Genomic DNA, 22,505 nt, shown 5'->3' on the forward strand with positions numbered 1-22,505 from the left:
GCAGGCTGTGCCAGCACTGGGCCTGACGCACCACTCTTTCGGGAGGGGACCTATGTGCCCAGCTCCGGCAACGCGGCAGACACGGCATCAGCGGCCCAGCAGCCTTCGCCAGCCACGGCAATGCCCGTGGCAGATGCAACGCTGGGCCGAGGCGAGCGGGTGGTCCGTCCTCTGGCCAGCAGCCGGGCGGGCGGCAAGCACAGCACCACGCCCCCACCGCGCGAAGGCGATGAAGAGCGGGTGGTGCTGAACTTCCAGCAGGCCGATATCCATGCCGTCATCGGTGCGCTCTCGCGCTTCCTGAGGCGCAATTTCCTGATGGACCCGCGCGTCAAAGGCCAGATCGACCTGGTCTCCGACGGCCCCATAGGCGCCAAGACGGGCTATGACATGCTGGTCTCCGCACTGCGCATGCGTGGCTTCACCATCGTGGAGGTCGGCAACGTCAGCCGCGTGGTGCCGGTGGCCGACGCCAAGGTGCAAGGCGGCGCAGTCAACGACCCGCATACAGCCAGCGGCATCGCGACCCGCACCTTCCGCCTCGCCTATGAAAATGCCGACACCCTGGTCCCGGTGCTCAGGCCCATGATCGCGCCGGAAAACAGCATCGCCGCCTATGCCTCCAACAACACCATCGTCATCACCGACTACGTAGACAACCTCGAGCGCATCGCCAGCCTCATTGAAAGCATAGACACCCCGGCCTCGCTCAACACCGAAATGGTGAAGATCTACAACGGCGTGGCCGTCGACATCGCAGGTCTGGCCAATGACGTGCTGCAGCAGCAAAGCGGCGGCGGCAGCGGCGGGGGAGCCAGTGGCGGCAGTGCACGCCATGACATCATGGTCGTCGCCGATCCCCGCTCCAACAGCATCCTCATCCGCTCCAGCAGCCCATCGCGCACGGCACTGGCACGCGACCTGGTTCTCAAGCTCGACAACGCCCAGGATGACCCTGGCAACCTGTATGTGGTCTACCTGCGCAACGCGCAGGCCACGGCGTTGGCCGGAGTCCTCAAGGGGCTGCTCACCGGCGAGGCCAGTGACACGGCACGTGGCAGCGATAGCAGCGCCCGCGCCGCGCTGGGTGCGGGCGGCATGCTTGGCGGCGCAGGCAGCAGCAGTGGCACGTCGCCGGCCTCCTCCACCAGTGCCAGCAACAAGTCCGCCACGGGCGCCAGCAGCTCCGGCAGCCAGCGCTTCGCAGGCACAGGCAGCGGGGCCTCGTCGCATGGCACATCCGGCAACGCCAGCGGCGGCGCGTTCTCGGCCAATGGCGTCACCGTCCAGGCCGACGCTGCCACCAACACGCTCTTGATTTCCGCGCCCGAGCCCATGTACCGCAGCCTGCGCCGCGTCATCGACCTGCTCGACCAGCGCCGCGCACAAGTGCTGGTCGAGAGCCTGATCGTCGAGGTCACGGAAACCGACTCCGCAGAGCTCGGCGTCCAGTGGATGGCTGGCGGCGGGCGTGTGCGCGCCGGCACCAACCTCGGCGGCAGCGGCATCAACACCAGCGCCACCACAACCATCGATGCTATGCCCAGCGGGCTGAACATAGGCATCGTCGATGGAAGCATCAGCGTGCCCGGCATCGGCGACATCCTCAACCTCAAGATGCTGGCCAACGCCCTGGAGAGCAAGGGCGGTGCCAACATCCTGTCCACCCCCAACATCCTCACGCTGGACAACGAGATGGCCTCCATCATGGTTGGCAAAACCATCCCCTTCGTCACCGGCAGCTACGTCACCAGCGGCAGCAGCACCGACAACCCGTTCCAGACCATACAGCGCGAAGACATCGGCCTCAAGCTCAATATCCGCCCCCAAATTTCCGAAGGCGGAGCCGTCAAGCTCGACATCTACCAGGAAGTCTCCAGCATCGACGAGGCCAGCACCAGCAGCAGCACCTCCGGCACCATCACCAACAAACGGGCCATAGACACCAGCGTACTGCTGGACGACGGCCAGATCATGGTGCTGGGCGGCTTGATGGAAGACAGCGTCAACAACAACCGCGATGCAGTGCCTCTGCTGGGGCAAATCCCTTTTCTGGGCGCCCTGTTCCGCTCCGACAGCCGCCAGCGCTCCAAGACCAATTTGATGGTGTTCCTGCGCCCCTATGTGATACGTGACGCCAGCGCAGGGCGCGGGCTGACGCAGGACCGCTACAACTTCATGCGTGCCGCGCAAAGCCGCATGCAGCCTGGCGACACGCCCTTGCTGCCCGATCTGGCAGCCCCCATCCTGCCACCAGCGGGCGTGCCAGCGGCCGGGCGCAAGCCGGCCGTGGACCTGCGGCCCACGCAATGGGAAGAGACCCGCCAACAGACAGCGCCGCCCACCCAGGTCTCCAGCGAGGAGCGCGAGCGGCCCAAGCCCGCGCCATCCCAACCAGCCGTGCTGCATTCGCACCTGCCGGCCCCGCTCGGCGTGACCGGAGATCCTGCGCTGCTCTATGCCACCCCCGCCACCAACAAGACGGTGGTGCAAGTGGCGGATATGCCCGTGCAGGAAGACGCAGAGCGGGCGGCCAAGCGCTTGCGCGTCAGCGGCCTGCCGGCCTATATCGTCGGCGGCCCCGGCGGCATGGGCTTTGCCGTGCGGGTCGACCTGTCACGCGACGCCAGCACCGTAGACCGCGCAATCGCGCTGCTGCGCGAGCTGGGCTACCAGCCTGAGCTGGTGGTCACACCATGAACCAGCTGCCACCAGCCCATCAGGCTCTGCCCCACGCCTGGGCGCGCAGCCAGCGCATTGCCGTGGAGCGCGATGCTGCCAACCCGTGCCTGGCAACCAGCCCGCGCACGCCAGGCTGGGCCTTGGCCGAGGCCGTGCGCCTGACGGGCATTGGCGCCTGGCGCGAGATCGACGAGCCCGCCATGGAGGCCCTGCTCGCAGCCAGCTACGCCGAGGCTGGCAGCGCCGCCGATGTGGTCGGCGCCGCCGAATCGGAAGTGGATCTGGAGCGCCTGATGCAGGACATTCCGGCCATCACCGATCTGCTCGATGCCCAGGACGATGCCCCGGTCATTCGCATGATCAACGCCCTGCTGGCCCAGGCCGCGCGTGACGGCGCCAGCGACGTGCATTTCGAGGCCTTTGAAACCCATTCCGTCGTGCGCTACCGCGTCGACGGCGGCCTGCGCGACGTGGTCCAGCCGCGCAAGGCCTTGCATGCCGCGCTGATCTCGCGCATCAAAATCATGTCCCAGCTCGACATCGCCGAAAAACGCATACCGCAAGACGGCCGCATCACCTTGCGCGTGGGTGGGCGGCCCATTGACGTGCGCGTCTCCACCGTGCCCACCGTGCATGGCGAGCGCGCCGTGCTGCGCCTGCTGGAAAAAGACGCCGGCCGCCTGCAGCTGCAAAAGCTGGGCCTGGCCGCCGACACCCTGGACGAGCTGACCCGTCTGATCCGCCAGCCACATGGCATCGTCCTGGTCACAGGCCCCACCGGCAGCGGCAAAACCACCACACTCTACGCCGCGCTGGCCCAGCTCGACAAAAGCGTGAGCAACATCCTCACCGTCGAGGACCCGGTCGAATACGACCTGCCCGGCATCAACCAGATTCCCGTGCACAGCAAGATAGGCATGAGCTTTGGTGCGGCCCTGCGTGCAGCATTGCGGCAAGACCCGGACAACATCATGATCGGCGAGATCCGCGACCTGGAAACCGCGCAGATCGCCGTGCAATCCTCGCTCACCGGCCACGGCGTGCTGGCCTCGCTGCACACCAACGATGCCATCTCGGCCGTCACCCGCCTGACCGATATGGGCATAGAGCCTTTTTTGCTGGCCTCCTCGCTGCTTGGCGTGCTGGCGCAGCGCCTGGTGCGCTGTCTGTGCCCCGCATGCAAGCTGCAAGAGATCCAGGAAGACGGCCAAGAGCAGTGGATGCCCGTGGGCTGTGCCCACTGCAGCCATTCCGGTTTCAAGGGCCGCACCGGCATCCACGAGCTGTTTGTCATCGATGAGCAGATCCGCCGCATCATCCACGACGGCGGCAACGAGCAGGCCATGCGCGAGGCCGCACGCAGCCGTGGCATGCGCACCATGCGCGAGGACGGCCAGCGCTGGGTGGCCGCTGGCATCACCACGCCCAAGGAAATCCTGCGCGTCACACGCGACGACGGCTAGGAGCGCCCACCATGCCCCGCTTCCAGTTCGAGGCCGCCAACGCAGCCGGACAAATCCAGCACGGCGTCCTGGAGGCCGAGTCCTCGCGGGCAGCGCGCCTGCAACTGCGCGAACGCGGTCTGACCGCGATCGAGGTGCACGAGACCCTGGCCGGCAGCGCGCCCTCGTGGCTCAGTCCACGGCTCGGCGCCGCCGACCTCTGCTGGGCCACCCGTGAACTGGCCAGCCTGCTGGGCGCGCGCCTGCCACTGGAAGCGGCACTGACGGCCACCATCGAACAGGCAGAGAAAAAAGTCACCGCCGAGGCCATGGGCCATGTGCGCGGCCATGTGCGCAGCGGCATGCGGCTGGCCGACGCCCTGGCCCAGCGCCCACGCGATTTCCCCGATATCTACCGCGCCCTGATCAGCGCGGGAGAAGATTCTGGCGACCTTGCGCGCGTGATGGAAAAGCTGGCCGACTACCTGGAAAACCGGGACAACCTGCGCAGCAAGATGCTCACGGCCTTTATCTATCCCGGCGTCATCGCCCTGGTGTCGGTGTGCATCGTGATCTTTCTGCTGGGCTATGTCGTGCCCCAAGTCGTTGGTGCCTTCTCGCAGGCCCACCAGGACCTCCCCAGCATCACCCAGTTCATGCTGGCGTGCAGCGACTACGTGCGCGAATGGGGCTGGCTCTCCGCCAGCATGCTGGCAGGGGGTGTTTCGCTGTGGCGCTGGTCCTTGCGCGACCCGGCCATACGGCTGCGCTGGCACAGCACGGTGCTGCGCTTTCCCATGCTGGGAAAGTATGCGCTGGGCACCGACACCGCGCGCTTTGCCTCCACCCTGGCCATCCTCATGGATGCTGGCGTGCCCTTGCTGCGCGCGCTCGACGCTTCACGCCAGACGCTGGGTAATGAGCGCCTCAAGGCCTGCGTGCTCGACGCCACGGCCCGCGTGCGGGAAGGCACGCCGCTGGCTTCGGCCCTGCGCGTGCAAAAAATCTTTCCCTCCAACCTCATCCACCTGGTGGCCAGCGGCGAAAAAACCGGTGCCCTGGCGCAGATGTTGGACCGCGCCGCCACCAACCTCGCACGCGATCTGGAGCGGCGCGCAACACGCCTGATGGCCTTGCTGGAGCCGGTGATGATCCTGGGCATGGGCGGCATCGTGATGGTGATTGTGCTGGCCGTGCTCCTGCCCATCATGGAAATCAACCAGATGGTGCAGTGAGGGCTGCACGCACGCATGCGCGACCCGGGCCGTTGCGGCCCATGTTCGGGTGGGAAGACACCCGCAGTCGGGAGAGCGGGACTGGGGCCGACGGGCCGCAAAGAAGCGCCACATACACAAAGACCCAAGCCTAGGCCCTCAGCAATACATGCTGGGCCCTTGCCCGCCAATGCTTGATCGGGTTGGCGTGATGCATCTACAAGGCTTTTCGGCAGTTTTTCTCTACCGAAAAAGCACCATCAACGTTTGAAAAATCGGGAGAAATTTTATCCAGACTGGAGATTTTCTTTCGTCTCCATGTCACTGCCCGTCTTCAGGATGAAGTAGCCGCCCTGCAAGGCGACAAAGCCCCCACTTGGGGTGCGGGCCTTGTCTGGAATATGCCCGCACAAGGCCCTGGCTGGGCCCTTCAACGCTTTACTTTTCATCTTTGTTAAAGGAGCAATTTATGAAGCACAGCAAACTCAAACGGCAAGCGCTATTCGCCATCGTCGCGACCGGTGCCATGGCCGTAACGTGCGCGACCTCTGCACAAACCGTCCAGGGCGGCGGCTCCACACTGGCCCAGCCGCTGTACGAAGAGCTTTTTGGCATTATTGATGGCTGGCCCAGCCAGGTGACCGGCACCTGGTCCTATGTGGGCGTCAACAGCGGCACCGGTAAGTCGGCGTTTATAAACAACACAGCTTCGTCGTTCGGCAAGGCCGGCAATGTCCACTTTGCGGGTAGCGAGTCGGCGCTGACCGCGCAGGACATCGTCAACTACACCACAGCCCACAACAATGGCAGCAACTCCACGGGCACCAACTACGGCCGGCTGATTCAAATCCCCATCGCCCTGACTTCGGTAGTGCTGCCCTACAGCGCCCCCAACGGCAGCGGCATTACCGAACTCAATCTGACGCGCCAACAGGTGTGCCAGATCTTCTCCGGCCAAACCACCACCTGGGGCGCTTTGCTGAACAGCGCCGATTACACCCCCATCACCCTGGTCTACCACGCCAAAACCAGCGGCACCACCGAGCTGCTGTCCAACTTTTTGGCAGCGTCTTGCACTGACTATCTTCCAGCCGATCAATCGTTCACGGTCTCCAACAGCTTTGCCACGATGGTGTCCAATGCCGGCGGCATACGCAGCAACTGGGTGGCAGCCACCGGCAGCTTAGGCGTTTCAACTGCAATGGAGACATCCGGCCGCATTGCCTACCTAAGCCCGGCTTACACCTTCCCGCCCAGCGACGCCGAAAGGGTCGCCAAAATCGATGGTGCGCTGCCCTATTCCATCACATTTCCCAGCAGCGCCAAACCGCCGGCCAATGTGGTGGCCCGCAACAACCCGCTCAACTGGGTGCCCAGCTATGAGCTGCCCTGGGACAGCGCCGTCTACCCCATATACGGCACGGTCAATATGCTGTTCAACCAATGTTATGCCGACGGCACGGGCAGCGGCACCGTGGGCGCTGCGGTCAAGGACTTTTTGACCAAACTCTATGACGGCACCTTTGATGCCTCCATTGAAAGCAATTACTTCATCAAGCTGCCGGCCGAGTGGAATAGCGCCATCAGCACGGTCTTTCTGACACCCACCAACAGTCTGGGCATTGGCAATACCTCGGTATGCAACGGCATAGGCCGTCCTTCATAAGCGCTTTTCAGCCAGCGGCCAATTCCTGGCCGATGTTTTCAGCAGCGCCCCATCAGTCCGTCGGATGCACCCACATCCGGCGGATTTTTTTGCGTATTGCCGCTGCCCTGTAAATCTCCGATGGCGGATATGCCCGTGCGCGGCAGGGTCGCTGACTCTGTCCCACAGCCCATTCCAGGCGCCTCACCGCCCCACACATGGGCAGCCTCCCGTCAAAGCCGCATGCACTCTCAGCTCGGAATGCGCAGCGGTTTTTTTTGCACGGTAAAGCCCAAAAAAATCAGCACCGTAGACGCTTGATCAAGCCCATTGCGGCCCATGTTCGGGTGGGAAAGCATCCGCAGTCGGGAGAAGCTGACTTGGAGCGGTAGGCAAGGTGAGCGCCCCACGCTAGCAAAGGCGCATATCGCCGCCCCCGGCTACACAGGCCAAGCGCTTGTCTCTCAACACTTTGGCGGCTGTTTTGCGGGCCCAGACAAGGGGTTTAAAAGAGCGATACCTCACCACCCAAAATTGCCGTAAGCGCTTGAAAAATCGGGAGATTTTTTATCCACACCGGGGATTTCGTTTCGTCTCCATGTCACTGCCCATCTTCATGATGAAGACGTCGCCCCACATGGCGACAGAGCACCCACACAGGGTGCGGGCGTTGCCAGGAATTTACCGATACGACGCCCTGGCTTGGTTCTCGACTTCTTCCATTTTCATCCTTGCTAAAGGAGCAATTTATGAAACACGCAAACCTCAAACTGAAGGCGCTGTCCGCCATCGTCGTGGCCTGCACCATGGCGGTAGCGGGTGCAGCCTCGGCGCAAACCGTCCAGGGCGGTGGCGCCACACTGCCCCAGCCGCTGTATGAAGAACTCTTTGGCATCACAGCGGGCAAAGCCAGCCAGGTGCTGGGTACCTGGAGCTATGCCGGCACCGGCAGCGGCACCGGCAAGTCGGCCTTTCTGAACGACACGGCCACATCCTTCAGCAAAACCGGCCATGTCCACTTTGCCGGCAGCGATTCCGCGCTGACCGCCACCGAAGTCGACAACTACAACACGGCCCACAACAAAGGGAGCAGCTCCACGGGCGACAACTTCGGCCGGCTGATCCAGATTCCCTCGGTGCTGACCGCGGTGACGCTGCCCTACATGGCCCCCAGCGGCAGCGGCATTACCGAACTCAATCTGACGCGCAAGCAGGTGTGCGAGGTCTTCTCCGGCCAAACCACCACCTGGGGTACTTTGCTGGGTACTGCCGACACCACGCCCATCACCGTAGTCTACCGCTCCGAGGGCAGCGGCACCTCCGAGCTGCTGTCCAACTTTTTGTCAGCGGCTTGCGGCAGCTACCTGCCGACCGACCAATCCTTCACGGTCTCCAACAGCTTTGCCACGGTGGTGTCCAATGCCGGCGGCATACGCAGCAACTGGGTGGCTGCCACCGGCAGCGGCGGCGTTGCAACCGCAATGGAAACGGCTGGCAGCATTGCTTACCTGAGCCCGGATTACAAGTTCAAGCCCGACGATGCAACCCTGGTCGCCAAGATCGATGGTGCACTGCCCACGGCCATCTCCTTCCCCACCGACACCAAGCCGCCAGCCACCACAGTGACCCGCAACAACCCGCTCAACTGGGTTCCCAGCTATGTGCTGCCCACGGACAGCGCCGTCTACCCCATTTACGGCACGACGAATATGCTGTTCAACCAGTGCTATGCCGACGGCACGGGCAACGGCACCGTGGGCGCTGCGGTCAAGGACTTTTTGACCAAGCTCAGCAGCGGCGCCTTTGACACCACCATCACGGGCAACTACTTTGTTCCGCTGCCAACCGAGTGGAGCAGCGCCATCAGCTCGGTCTTTCTGAACTCGAAGGGCAGCCTGGGCATTGGCAATACCTCGGTCTGCAACGGCATAGGCCGTCCTTCCTGAGCCTGTACACCCCAGCAGTTGATCTCGGCGGAAACGGCGGCCGCTGTTTCCGCCCGGTCTGAACCGGGCCGCCGGATGCTCCCACATCCGGCGGATTTTTGGCGTATTCCTGCTGCCCAGCCCATCTCCCATGGCGGAACACGCCCATGCGCAGCAGGCAACCGATCAGGCGACCTCTTCCATGGCCCCTATCCACTCCGCGCTCCATTCCACTGCCCGCTCCCCGCGTTCCAAGCACACCGCAGGCGGGTGGCCACGGCAGCTTCCCCTGGTCGAGGCCATGGCCCTGGCCCTGCTGGGCCTGGCCTCGGCGCCCGTGGCCGCCCAGTCGGCCACGCCGGTGGGCAGTGCCTGGTTTGCCACCACCTCCAGCATCAACACGGCACGCAGCAGCGCGCGCGCGGCCAGTCTGGCGGGCACCGAGGCCGCCCGACTGCGCCAGCAGCAGGCCGCGCAGCAAACGCTGCAGGCCTCGGTAAGCAATCTGGAGCGCACCGCTGCGGCCATTGCAGCCCAGCAGGCAGCACAGCTCGCCGCGCGCCAGGCCGCCAGCCTGGCCAGCACCAGCGTGCCCGACGGCCTGGTGCAGGGAGGGTTGTGGGACAGAGATGACGACGGCCAGCTGTTGCAATGGACAGGGGCCGAACGCGCGCTGCAAACCGTGGACGATGAGGGCCAGACCACGGTCACCATAGAACAGACCGGCAGCAAGGCCTTGCTCAACTGGGACAGCTTCAACGTAGGCAGCCACACCAGCGTCGACTTTCTGCAAAACAGCAGCGATGCCGTGCTCAACCGCGTGGTTGGCAGCAGCGCCAGTCCCAGCCAGATTCTGGGCAGCATCCATGGCGACGGCACCGTCATGGTCCTCAACCAGAACGGCGTGGTCTTCACCGGCAGCAGCCAGGTCAATGTGCGCAATCTGGTGGTTGCCGCCGCCACCATCACCGACGCGCAGTTCCTCGACAACGGCCTGTATATCGACACCAACGGCACTGCGCCCACCTTCACCGCAGCGCAAGGCGACATCGTGGTCGAGGCCGGCGCGCAAATGAGCACGGCGGCGGCCGAGACCTCCACGGCCGACGGCGGCTATGTGCTGCTGCTGGGCGCCAATGTTGCCAATGCCGGCCAGATCACCACGCCCGGCGGGCAGACGGTTTTGGCCGCAGGCGACAGCTTCTACATCCGCAAGGGCGTGGGCACCGATGCCAATTTCAGCTCCACCACCGCCGGTAACGAGGTGTCCACCAGCACGGTAAACAACAACGGCAGTAGCAACGGCACCGTCACCCAGACCGGTCTGATCACCGCCACCACAGGCGACATCACACTCACCGGTCACGAGGTGGTGCAGGCCGGTGTGGTCGTGGCCAGCACCTCGGTGAGCAAGCGCGGCACGGTGCACCTGTCCAACCGCGTCAGTGACGCTGGCGGCACGATCACCCTGGCCCAGGGCGCCACCACCGCCGTGCTGGTCACGGACAGCGAGGACACCGCCTACGACAGCCAGCGCGACGCGGCGCTGCAAGACCTGGACAGCAGCAGCCCCAACCTCATCAGCGGGGTTTTTGACAATCTGAGCAAAGTCACCGACCGCAGCGATCTCTCGCGCATAGAGATCGTCAGCGGCCATACCGTCGAATTTCAAAGCGGCTCCCTGACCCTGGCCACGGGGGGGGAGATCGTGGTCAGCGCAAGCCTGCGCACGCAGGTCAACGACGGCGCCCTGCTCGATGTCTCCGGCGCCGTGGGCGTGCCAGTGACCATGGAGTCCAACAATGTGGCCGTCAACATCCAGGGCAACGAGCTGCGTGACAGCGCGGGCAACCGCGACAGCACCGATCTGAACAACAGCGATGTCTGGGTCGACCGCCGCAGCCTGGTCTATGTGGCCGCCTCCGACGACTACGACAGCGAGCGCTGGTATACCGCGGGCGGTCTGCTCGAAGTCAGCGGCTATCTGGCCACCAACGGCCACCAGGCCGGCGAATGGATGGCCCAGGGCGGCAGCGTCACCTTCACCGGGGGCGATCTGGTGACCCAGTCCGGCTCCAGCATCAATATCTCGGGCGGCACACTGGATGTGCAAAGCGGCTATATCTACCAAACTTGGCTGCAGGGCAGCGACGGCCGGCTGTACGAGCTGTCCAGCGCGCCCGGCGATCTGGTCTACGAAGGGCTGTACCAGGGCTATGCGCTCAGCAGCGAGCGCTGGGGCCAGACGCTGAGCTTCTACAACCCCTTGATAGGCAGCAGCCAGCGCTATGAGGCCGGCACCACCGTGGGCCGCGATGCCGGCAAGCTGGTGGTCTCCACCAGCAATGCGCTGCTGGAAGGCAGCGTGGTGAGCGCCGTCTACCAAGGAGACCAGCAGACCGAGGCCCCGCAGGCCGAGCTGGATGGCTACAGCCAATCACAGTCCGCCGTGGCCCGTGCGGGCCAGTTGATTGTGGGCCTGTACGCCCCGGTCTACGAGGCCGAAACCGGGGCGCTGGACTATGAGCTGTCGCCGCTGCTGGACAGCGTGACCCTGAGCGAGGCCGTGGAAAACATGGCCTCTGACCTGGCACTGGATGAGGCCGTTCCCACAGAGCGCCAGGGCAGGCTGCTGCTGGATGTGGGCGATGTCAACGGCTTGGGGCTGGGCACGCTCAAGATCGCGGCCAAGGCCGGCATTGCCGTTGACAGCCCGCTGCAAGTGGCCGCAGGCGGCGAGATCGTGCTCTATGCCCCGGCCGTGGAGGTGGCGGCCAATCTCACCGCCCGCAGCGGCAACATACGGCTGGGCAATGTGCTGGAGCAGCCGGACGCCGGCGCGAGCATCAAAACGGTGCAAGACACTTTCATCCCCCTGCCAGCCGGACTGGAAGGCGGCGTGACCGTGCATGCCGATGTCACGCTGGACGCCTCGGGCCTGGTCGGCGATCTGCGCGAGGACGGTGCCGAGGCCAGCGTCCAGGCCTATGTGGATGGCGGCACGGTCAGCCTGCGCTCCACCGAGAGCGTGACGCTGCAAGCAGGCTCGCTGATCGATGTGTCCTCCGGCACCACGGTGCTGGCCGACGGCAGCATCAGCGGCGGCACCGGGGGCAATGTGCAGCTGGGATCAGGTCTACAGGGGATCAATGCCGCGGCGGTATTGACGCTGGCCGGCGATATTCGGGGTTATGGCGTTGAGGGCGGCGGAACGCTGCAAATCGAATCGGCCAGTGCCATCTCCATTGGCGCAGATATTCTGGCCACCGATGGCATATTGGTGGCAGGCGAAACCACCGAGGCTGGTTTGATTTTACTGGAGGATTATGAAGTCAAGGCCGGAGAAATACTTCCGGTGGATTACTCCTATATCACCGATACCACGCCAGCGGGCGAAATTGCTGAACTTGGCCTTCGTGATGGGGTTAGCTTTATACTGACAGAGGATTGGTACCCTAGCGAGGAGCTGATTTCCTTGCTCGCGAGTAACTTTATGACCAGGGGAAATAATACAAGCTGGATAATTAATCTTCTCGCGTCGGAAAGCTATTATGTCAATGGTGTGCAGTTTACATTATCAGACGTCACCTTGACTTATGATGGATCCTTCAGGGCGAAGACAAAATTGGGTGAACCATACCAAAACTTCGAATATTTACCAGCAGGGTTGAAGATTTCTATTCACACTGGCAGTGGTAAATATTTCGCTGGATACGAGGTGGAGGCCAATGTCTTTCCTAATGGTCTTCCCTCGGTGGCGGTTACCCACACGGTGCCTGCTGGCTCGGTCTCCCCGGTCGATCTCACACTGGCAGCGGGCACGCTGATTTCGGCCAGCACCGCGCTCAGCCAGCAGGCCGTGGTGGCCGCTACCACCACCTTGCCCACAACGCTGTTCCAAAGTGGTTTTTCCAACTATGAATTGCGTGCCTACAACGGCGTGCTGGTGGCCGATGGCAGCAGCCTGGAAGTGCACATGCCGGTGCTGCAAGCCGACAGCGCCTGGCTGTTGGCCGCCAGCGGGCTGGACGGTTTGCTACAGCCCGTGCTGCCCGATCTGTATACCGAGAACGACGAGGAGCGCACGCTCAGCCAACGCGGTGGCGCCAGCCTGTCGCTGGCAGCCGGCACTGCCAATGAGGACTTCACCACGGTCGAAGCCGGCGACAGCGGCAAGCTCTCCCTGGGCGCCGGCACCAGCGTGTTGGTAGACCCGGGCCAGTCCATTGCCCTGTCCAGCCGCGGCAGCCTGAGCGTGGATGGCCTGCTGCAGGCCCAGGGCGGCAGCATCACCCTGCTGGGGCCCATGACTGCCACCTCAGAAACAGGTCTTCTGGAAGAAGGCGGCGGCGTGGGCGATGGCAGGGCCAATACCCGCTCCATCACGCTGGGGGCCAATGCCGTGCTGGACGCCTCGGCCGCCAGCCAGGTGGTCTATGACCTATTGGGCCGCCCCTATGGCCTGCTCAGCGATGGCGGCAGCATTGTCATCGGCGGCACGCTGCAGGAATCGGGCAGCCGCGCGCTGGCCTCAGATGCCTTTGTGCGCATCGCAGCCGGCGCACTGGTTGACGCATCGGGTGGGGCGGCGCTGCTCGATCTCGACAACACCGGCAGCAGCAGCACCGTGGTCAGCAACGGCGGCAGCATCAGCATTGCCTCGGCCAGCGGCCTGTACCTGGACGGCACGCTCAAGGCCGAGGCGGGCGGCACGGGCGCCTCGGGCGGCAGCCTCACGGTGGCACTGGAAGCGCCCAATTACCTGATCAGCGCGGCCGACAGCGCCGTGCTGGCGGTGCGCGAGCTGCTGCTGGTGCAGAGCGCGGCCGAGGAGAAAGACCAGAACGCCGCATCGGATGCGCTGGACTACGGCCATGCCATGCTGGGTGTGGACCAGGTGCAGGCCGGTGGTTTTTCCACACTCACGCTCTACAGCAATGGGGCCGTGAGTTTTGGCGGCGATATGGAACTGTCGCTGGAGCGCGAGCTGCGCATTTATTCGGGCGCGCTGACGGTGGCCGATGGCGTGGAGCCCTCCATCCTGGTGGCGCTGGCCGCACCTTATGTATTGCTGGCCGGCATCCACGACAACGGCAGCTTGTCCATTAAGTACACCAGGCCCTCCTACCAAGGCGGAGTCAGCACGCTGGACTCCGAGGCCACGCTGAGCGCCACGGCCGATCTGATCGACATCAAGGGCTATGTCACTCTGGGCCTGAGCGCCACCGTGAACCTCGTCAAGGAGGAGCGGGCCGGCTTTGACCAGCTCAACCTGGTCAGCAGCGGCGACATCCGCTTTGTCGATGCAGAGCTCATCCAGAACGGAGGAAACAGCGGCTATGTGACGCAGCTGCTGTCCAGCGGCGACATGCTGCTGCGCGCCGCCCAGCTCTACCCCGCCACCGGTGTGGGAGCGCGCGTGCTGGCCGGGCGGGCCAGCGCCAGCGCTTACGACCTCGAGGGGCTGCTACTGATAGAACGCTATGACGCCAGCGCCGCCGACCCCGCCCTGCCCTATTCGGTATATGGCAGCCTGACCCTGGGCGCGGCCACCGTGGTGCAAGACGGCGTGGTGCGCGCGCCGCTGGGAGAGATTGCGTTGGGCACCAATGCGTCCGATGCCGTGGGGCTCACCACCACGCTGACGCTGGGGGACGGCAGCCTGAGCTCGGTCAGCGCCAGCGGCCTGGTCTACCCCTATGGCGGCACCAGCGATGGGGTGAGCTGGACGTATGACGGCCTGGCGCCCACGCTGGAAGGCGTGGGCAGCGAGCCACGCATCACGCTGTCGGCAAGCAGCGTGGCGGTGGAAGATGGCGCCATGCTGGACCTGTCGGGCGGCGGCGAATTGACCGGTGCGGGCTTTGTGTCAGGCCGCGGCGGCTCCACCGATGCGCGCTACACCCCGCTAATGCAGGTGGGCGATGAGGGCTTTAGCCTGCCCGGCCTGGACACCAACCCCATTTATGCCATCGTGCCCGGCTATGCCAGTGCCTATGCACCGGCCGACAGCACGGGCGCGGTCGAGCCGCTGATAGGCCAGCAGATCACCATCGCCGCCAACGACATCCCCGGCCTGGCCGCCGGCACTTACACGCTGCTGCCATCCAGCTATGCGCTTTTGCCCGGGGCTTTTCGCGTAGAGCTCAATGGCAGCGCCACGGGCAGCCAGCTCAGCGCCAGCGCGGTGGCGCTGCGCAACGGCTCTTACGCGGTCACCAGCCTGCTCAGCACGGCCCACACCGGCATTGTCAGCAGCCTGGCCAGCCCGCTCATCATCACCCCGGCCGAGGTGCTGCGCACCTACTCGGAATACAACGAAACCAGCTACGCCGCCTTCATCACCGCGCAGGCCGAGCTCAACGGCACGGTGCGCGCGCTGATTCCAGCCGATGCCGGCACGCTGCTCCTGCGCCTACCGTCTTCGCCGGCCAGTTCCCTGAGCTTTGAGGGGCTGGCCGACTTCAGCCCCGATGAAAGCCAGGACGGCCATGGCGGCACGCTCACGTTGCTCGTCCAAGGCTCCTCTCTCAGTGACGGTGCCATCGAGATTCTGGCCGATGGCGCAGCCCCCACCACGGGCTTTGGCGGTGCCTCGGTCTATGCCCAGGACCTCAACGCCATAGGCGCATCCCGCATGGTCATTGGCGGCCTGCTGTATTCCACCTATGGCGTGACCAGTACCGGCGACAACAGCAACTACCTGCGGATCAACGCCTCACTGGGAACGGGCAGCATTGTGCTGCGTGAAGCGGCCGTGCTGCGCGCGGCCGAGGTCTTGCTGATTGCCTCCAGCCTCACGGAAGCCATCACCATAGAGCCCGGCGCGGGCATCAACACCCTGGGCCAGGGAAGCGTCCCCTATGACACCAGCGACGGCTATTACTACATGCCGGGCGACAGAGCCATGCTGGCCGTCTCCAACGGCTGGCTGGACATGCTGGCCCCCGTGGCTGCGAGTGCTCCACGGACAGCGGGTGCCGGCCCTATTTCCATAGGTGTCTGCGAGAGCGACAGCGGCTGCAGCAGCGGCACCACCCTGTATGCGGAAGGCACGCTGGCATTCGCCACGCTGGATGATTTTGCGCTGGACGAGGCCGTGAGCCTGGGGGCCCGCAATATGCTGCTCTCGGTGGGCACGGTCAATGTGGGCAGCAGCGCATCCCTGGCCGCGGTGGCGGCGGCCGGCAGCCTGAGCAGCGGCCTGGTCTTCAACCAGGACTTGCTGGACCTGCTGCTGCAGGGCAATACCGCCCAAGGCGTGCCGGCGCTGGAGCAGCTGGTGCTGAGCGCCAGCCAGTCCCTCAACTTCTTTGGCGACGTGAGCCTGGACACCACCGACGCCCAGACCGGCGAATCCAGGCTGGACCAGCTGGTGCTCTCCACCCTGGCCATCTACGGCTATGGCGATGCAGACGATGTAGCCAGCATCACCGTGGACACGCTGAGCTGGGCCGGCCTGGACGGCGAAGCGCCCACACCCATCAGCGGCGGGCGGGGCAGCGGTAGCGGCAGCCTGGTGATCAACACCCAGGTGCTCACATTCGGCTATGGCGACAACGCCCAGCCCAGCGGCGTGGACGCATACACACGCACCATCTTGGGCTTTGCCAATGTGACGCTCAACGCCAGCGAGCACATCACCGCCAACCAGCAGGGCGCGCTGGCGGTGTACCAATCACACAGCGTGGGCACGGACGGTACGCTGCTCTATCAGGGCGGCGAGCTGACCCTGGTCACACCGCTGCTCACCGGCGAGGGCGGCTCGGTCAACCACATCAGCGCCGGCGGCAGCCTGCAGCTGCTGGCACCCACAACCGGTGCGGCCGATGCGCAGGCCGTGGTGTTGAACGCGGCCATAGAGACCGGCGCCGAGCTGCAGCTGACGGCGTCCAGCATTCTGATCGACACCACGGTCGCCCTGCCCAGCGGCAAATTGAGCGCCACAGCCGAGGGCGATATCACCCTGGCCGACGGCGCCTACCTGGACCTGTCCGGCCGCACCATCCAGATGTATGACAGCAGCAACTACTCCTGGGGCGGCGATGTGCTGCTGAGCAGCAGCGCAGGCCATATCAGCCAGGCGCCAGGCTCCACCATCGATGTTTCGGCCGAGAACAACAGCGCCGGCCTGATCACCATCACCGCCTTGGCCGAGGGTGCAGGCATTGTCAGCCTGCAAGGCACGCTGCTGGGCAGCGCCAGCGGCGATTACGATGCCGGCGGCAGCAATGTGCCCTATAGCGCGGGCGGGGTGGAGATTCACGCCCAGTCGCTGGGCAGCAGCGGCACGCTGACCGAGCAGTTTGCGGCCCTGAATGCCCAGCTCAACCAGGGCGGGCTGACCGGCAAGCGCAGCTTTCAGCTCAAGCAGGGCGACCTGCTCATTGAAGACGAACTTCAGGCCAGCGAGGTCGACATCTCGCTCGACGCCGGCGCGCTGACCGTGAGCGGCACCATCGATGCCAGCGGCGAGCAGGTGGGCAGCATACGCCTGGCCGCCGCCAAGGGCCTGACCCTGACCGGCACGGCCTTGCTGGATGCCCACAGCAGCGCGCTGCGCGTGGACAGCTATGGCCAGATCATAGCCAGCCCGAACCGCGCCACGGTGGAGCTGGATGCCGGCACGGGCCGCCTGGTGCTGGAGGACGGCGCCAGCATAGACCTGCGCCATGGCACGCAATCCGAGGGCGGCGACGGCGCCAACCGCGGCACGCTGGACCTGTATGCCGCCCGCCTTGACGGCAGCGGCCAGGCCGGCACACCCCAGGCCGCCACTTTTGGTGATGTGGCCATCGATGCCAGCGGCGAGGTGAATGTGCTGGGCGCCCAGTCCATCGCTGTCTATGCCAGCTACAGCTATGGCGATGCGCCTTACGGCACGGATGCGGCCGCTGACGGCCTGCCCTATCAAGTTATCACCCAGGCCTATCTGGACAGCAAGAACGCCGAGGCGGCCAGCTTTGTCACCAACGCCTTGCAAAACACCGCGCTGCTGGGCACCCGGCTGGCCGGTCTGTACAACAGCCGCTATGCCGATGTCTTTCACCTGCGCCCGGCGGTGGAAATCACCAGCGCCACCAGCGACGGGAACATGATCGTCAGCGGCGACCTGGATCTGTCGGGCTACCGCTACACCAGCCTGAACGCCAGCACGCCACAAACCGCGCTCTATGGCTCCGGCGAAGTCGGGCAGCTGACGCTACGCGCCGGCGGCGATCTGCGCATTTACGGCAGCATCAACGACGGCTTTGCACCGCCACCGGCCAGACCGGACGACGAAGGCTGGGTGCTGACGTCGGGCCTGCAGTCCTTTGCCGGCGATGTGGTGATCCCCGTGGCGGGCATCACCCTGGCCGAGGGCACGGTCTACCCGGTGGGTAAGACGCTCAACTACGCCATCACCGCCAGCAATGTGACGCTGCCCAGCGGCACCACGCTGCCGCTGACCATCACACTGGGCAGTGCGCTGACCCTGCCCGAAGACACGGTGCTGGCCAGCGATGTGCTGGCCGCCAATGGCAGCGTGCTGCTGGCCGCCGGCACGCTGACAGGCCCGGGCGGGCTGACCCTGCCGGCCGGAGCGCGGTTGCAGGCCGGAACCACCTTGCCGGTGGCGGTGAAGCTGGCCAGCCTCACCTGGCCGGCCGGGGCCGCGCTGCCCGTGGCCATGACCCAGGCCGTGGCGCTGACGCTGCCCCTGGGCGCCGTCATCCCCTGGGGCACGAATGTGGTGCTCGCAGGCGGTGCCGACTATGTGGACCTGCGCCCCCAAGATGCCAATGGCGACTACATCACGCGCAGCAACTGGGCCGTGGCGGAAATGCTGCCCGCGGGCTCCCAGTCCTGGAGCCTGCGGCTGGTGGCCGGGGCTGACACCGAGGCCGCAGACAGCCGGCTGACAGGCCTCCATGGTGGCAGTCTCAGCCTGGCCGACACCGCTTATGTCGTCGAAAAAACCGAGGGCAGCTCGGCCATCTTGCTCAACCTGGCGGGGGCGCAGACATTGGCCGATGCCTTCGGGCTGCCCGATGGCTACGGCAGTGTCAGCGAGCTGATAGGCAAGACCGAGGCGGAGATTGTTGCCCTCTACGGCGGGCTTTCATGGGACGACTTTGAAATGCCCGGTTTTTGGGATGCCACGGCAGGCCATATCGTCGCCAGCGGGCTGACCCCGCAGGGCGCGAATGCGCTGGAGGCCGCATTCGGCCTACCGGACGGTATAGACAGCAGCGGCGGCCTGGTGGGCCAAAGCGAGGCCGAGATTGTGGTCCTCTATGGGGGGCTTTCCTGGGACGACTTCGAGATGCCGGGCTTTTGGGACGCAGACAGTGGCAACAGCCTCAGCCTGGCCACGACGGTGAGCGTCAAGGGCATGTCCTTGAGCGTAGTGCGCACCGGCACCGGCGACCTGGACATTGCCACGGCCGGCGATTTCGCCATGAAGTCGCCCTATGGCGTTTACACCGCGGGCACCCAGACCAGCCTGGGCGACGTCAGCCTGGACGCGGCCTACAACCAGGCACGCGCCCCTGCGGTCGACGGCAGCGTGCTGGGCGGCAATGGCAGTGCCTACGAGGCCCTGGTCAGCGGCAGCGACAGCCTCTACCAGGCCTGGTACCCGGATGGTGGCGGCAATCTGTGGATGGCCGTAGGCGGCGACCTGACCGGCGACTCCTGGAGCACCAGATTCAGCGGGATAACCGCCAGCACCAACCAAACAACGGCCAGCTCCAGTGTGAGCAACTGGTTGTGGACCCAGGGCACGGGCAGCACGCAGGCGGTGGACACGATTCCGACCGCCTGGTGGATCAACTTCGGCAGCTACACCTATACCGACGACCTCTATTCAAGTACCAGCAGCTGGCCTACGTTGACCGGCTTTAGCGGCCTGGGCACGCTGGGTGGCGGCAATGTGAGCGTGCGTGTGGGGGGCGATGCGGGCATGGTCCATGCCGTGTCCACCGGCCTGGCCACCGTCAACAACGCGGGCCGCAGCGAAGGCATTGTGCTGGCCGTGGGCAGCACCGGGCGGGTGCTGGAGGATGGCAGCCTGGTACTGACCGGTGGCGGCGACCTGGACCTGCACATAGGCGGCGGCTGGAACAGCGATGCGGATGCGCGGCTGACCGTCTCCGGCAACAGCGCCAACGCCCAGACCCACGAGCTGTATGGCGCCCTGGTCAATCTGCGCGGCAGCATGGTGGTGACGGCGGGCCAGATAGGCACCATAGAGCTGGACTATGGCAGCAGCGCACAAGACAGCCATGAAATCCGCGCGACCGATCCCTACACCTCCAGCCGCTCTTTGGCCACCGGTGGTCTGATGCTGGTGGAGGGCGACAGCACGGCCAGCATCTCCAGCCGCGGCGATCTGGTGCTGGGGGCCGTGGCCGATGCCGGCCTGCTGGATACCGACAGCTTTGTGGCCTATAGCGGCGAGATCTCGGGTGCGGCCGGGGTCAGCTGGTTCAGCCTGTGGACCGACAACACCGCCCTCAGCCTGTTGAGCGCGGGCGGCAATCTGGCCTTGGTCACCGCCCCCAGCGAAACCACGGCAGGCAGCAATTACGCCTGGGACTATGCCAGCAATAGCGGCTGGTTTTTGCTGCCGGGCAATGTCAGCGCGGTGGCCTTGCTAGGCAGTATTTACTACGGCACCTCGGCCGCCAACTACAACCTCAACAGCAAGGCCAACGACTGGAACACCGGCGGGCTGCTGCTGGCGCCACTGGGCAGCGGCAGCATCCAATTGCTGGCGGGCGATTCCATTTATGGCGGCGGCTATGCCATCAGCAGCTCCGGTGCTGACACCACAAGCATTGCCACGGTTGGCAACCCGGGCTTTGCGGGTTTCGACAGTGATGGAACTGCCGTCGTCAGCAATACCAGCGAAGATTTTGCGATGCTGGATGTGGACGCCCTCCCACTGTTTGCCTTTGGCGCCAATACCGTGGGCAGCGAGCGCGGCATCGCTGATGCTGGCAGCGAACAGTCCATATCGCGCTTTTACGCGGTAGAGGGCGATATCGTCGGCCTGCGCACCGGCTCCGTGGTGGTGTACGTAGCGGGGCCGCGAGCAAACGAAACCGACTATGTGGCGCTGGGGGCTGTTGCCGTGCGCGCGGGCCGTGACATTGTCTATACGGGCACGCGCACCGACGAGAACAGCTCCGGGGATTCAGACTTCATCAACGATTGGTTTTCAGCCAACACCACGGGCAATCTGATCGTCCACACCGATGCCACCGATGTGTCCGTAATCGAGGCCGGTCGCAACATCCTCTACGCCAATTTCAACATTGCCGGCCCGGGCACGCTGGAAATCAGCGCGGGCGGCAACCTGGTGCAAAACGATGTGGCCAACCTCACAAGCCTAGGCCCGGTGGTCACGGGCGACAGCCGCCTCGGCGCCAGCATTGTGGTGCAGGCCGGCGCCACCGCCAGCGCCAGCGCCAGCAATTACGCCGGCTTTTTGGCGCAGTACCTGGACAGCAGCAATCTGGCCGATGCCACGCAAGCGCTGGCCGACCAGGCGGGCAAGGTGGTCAAGACCTATGAAAACGAGCTGCTTGAATGGCTGGGCGAGCGCTATGGCTTCTCGGGCAGCGTGGAGGAAGGCCTGACCTACTTTGCCAGCTTGGCACCCGAGCAGCAGCGCATCTTTGCGCGCCTGGTGTATTTTGCCGAGCTGCGCGAGGGCGGGCGCGAATACAACGACGCGGACAGCAGCCGCTACGGCAGCTATCTGCGCGGCCGCAATGCCATCGCCTCGCTATTCCCCACCGAGGACGCAGAGGGCCAGGCCATCAGTTACGCCGGCGATGTGCTGGTCTACGGCGACGCGGGCATACACACCAATGTGGGCGGCGATATCCAGGTGCTGACCCCGGGCGGCGCCCAGACCTATGGTGTGGAGGGCGAGGCGCCGGCCGCTACCGCAGGCCTGATCACCCAGGGCCAGGGCGACATCCAGCTCTATGCGCTGGACAGCATATTGCTGGGGCAAAGCCGCATCATGACCACCTTTGGCGGCGACATTCTGGCCTGGTCTGCCGAGGGGGATATCAATGCCGGTCGTGGCAGCAAGACCACGGTGGTGTACACGCCGCCGCGCCGCGTCTACGACAACGTGGGCAATGTCACGCTCTCGCCCGATGTGCCCAGCACGGGCGCCGGCATTGCCACGCTGGCACCGATTGCCGAAGTGCCCGCCGGGGATGTGGACCTGATTGCGCCGCTGGGCACCATCGACGCGGGCGAGGCCGGCATCCGCGTTTCGGGCAATATCAACATCGCGGCGCTGCAGGTGGTCAATGCGGCCAATATCCAGGTGCAGGGCGAGTCTGTGGGCATCCCGCTGGTGGCCACGGTGAATGTCAATGCTTTGTCGTCGGCCAGTTCCTCGGCCAGCTCGGCCACGCAAGCGGCCCAGGAGGTCATGCGCCAGCAACAGGCCGCGGCACGCCAGAACCAGCGTTCGGCGGTCTCGGTGCAAATCCTGGGTTTTGGCAATGAAGCGCTGTGAGCCACGCCCTCCAGCGAGCTGCTCTTCGCTTTGCTGAAAACATGTTTGCGATCTCTATGCAGGCACGTT

At 64.9% G+C, this 22,505-nt stretch carries 6 protein-coding genes; all 6 read left to right on the forward strand.

Annotated elements, in window-relative coordinates; genetic code table 11:
- Nucleotides 1-54: 54 nt before the first annotated feature.
- The 6 genes from gspD to ACA027_RS17265 all read left to right on the forward strand — a co-directional run bounded on the left by gspD (nt 55) and on the right by ACA027_RS17265 (nt 22,436).
- Nucleotides 55-2,700 (forward strand): type II secretion system secretin GspD, encoded by a 2,646-nt coding sequence (gene gspD, locus ACA027_RS17240; protein WP_370679423.1) that lies wholly within the window; start codon nt 55-57, stop codon nt 2,698-2,700.
- Complete coding sequence (gspE, locus tag ACA027_RS17245) at nt 2,697-4,145, forward strand: type II secretion system ATPase GspE (RefSeq protein ID WP_370679424.1); 1,449 nt, start codon at nt 2,697-2,699, stop codon at nt 4,143-4,145. Before gspD ends, gspE begins: the two co-directional genes overlap by 4 nt.
- An 11-nt stretch (nt 4,146-4,156) precedes the next feature.
- Nucleotides 4,157-5,359: a type II secretion system inner membrane protein GspF gene (gspF, locus tag ACA027_RS17250; protein ID WP_370679425.1), complete on the forward strand. Its 1,203-nt coding sequence runs from the start codon at nt 4,157-4,159 to the stop codon at nt 5,357-5,359.
- Between the two features lie 448 nt (nt 5,360-5,807).
- Nucleotides 5,808-7,004: a substrate-binding domain-containing protein gene (locus ACA027_RS17255; RefSeq protein WP_370679426.1), complete on the forward strand. Its 1,197-nt coding sequence runs from the start codon at nt 5,808-5,810 to the stop codon at nt 7,002-7,004.
- 728 nt (nt 7,005-7,732) lie between these two features.
- On the forward strand, nt 7,733-8,929 hold the full coding sequence (locus ACA027_RS17260; RefSeq protein ID WP_370679427.1) for a substrate-binding domain-containing protein: 1,197 nt from the start codon (nt 7,733-7,735) through the stop codon (nt 8,927-8,929).
- Between the two features lie 181 nt (nt 8,930-9,110).
- Entirely contained in the window at nt 9,111-22,436 is a 13,326-nt protein-coding gene (locus ACA027_RS17265) for a filamentous haemagglutinin family protein (RefSeq protein WP_370679428.1), read from the forward strand.
- Nucleotides 22,437-22,505 lie beyond the last annotated feature (69 nt).

The sequence above is a fragment of the Comamonas sp. GB3 AK4-5 genome (assembly GCF_041320665.1).
Lineage (GTDB): Bacteria > Pseudomonadota > Gammaproteobacteria > Burkholderiales > Burkholderiaceae_C > Comamonas.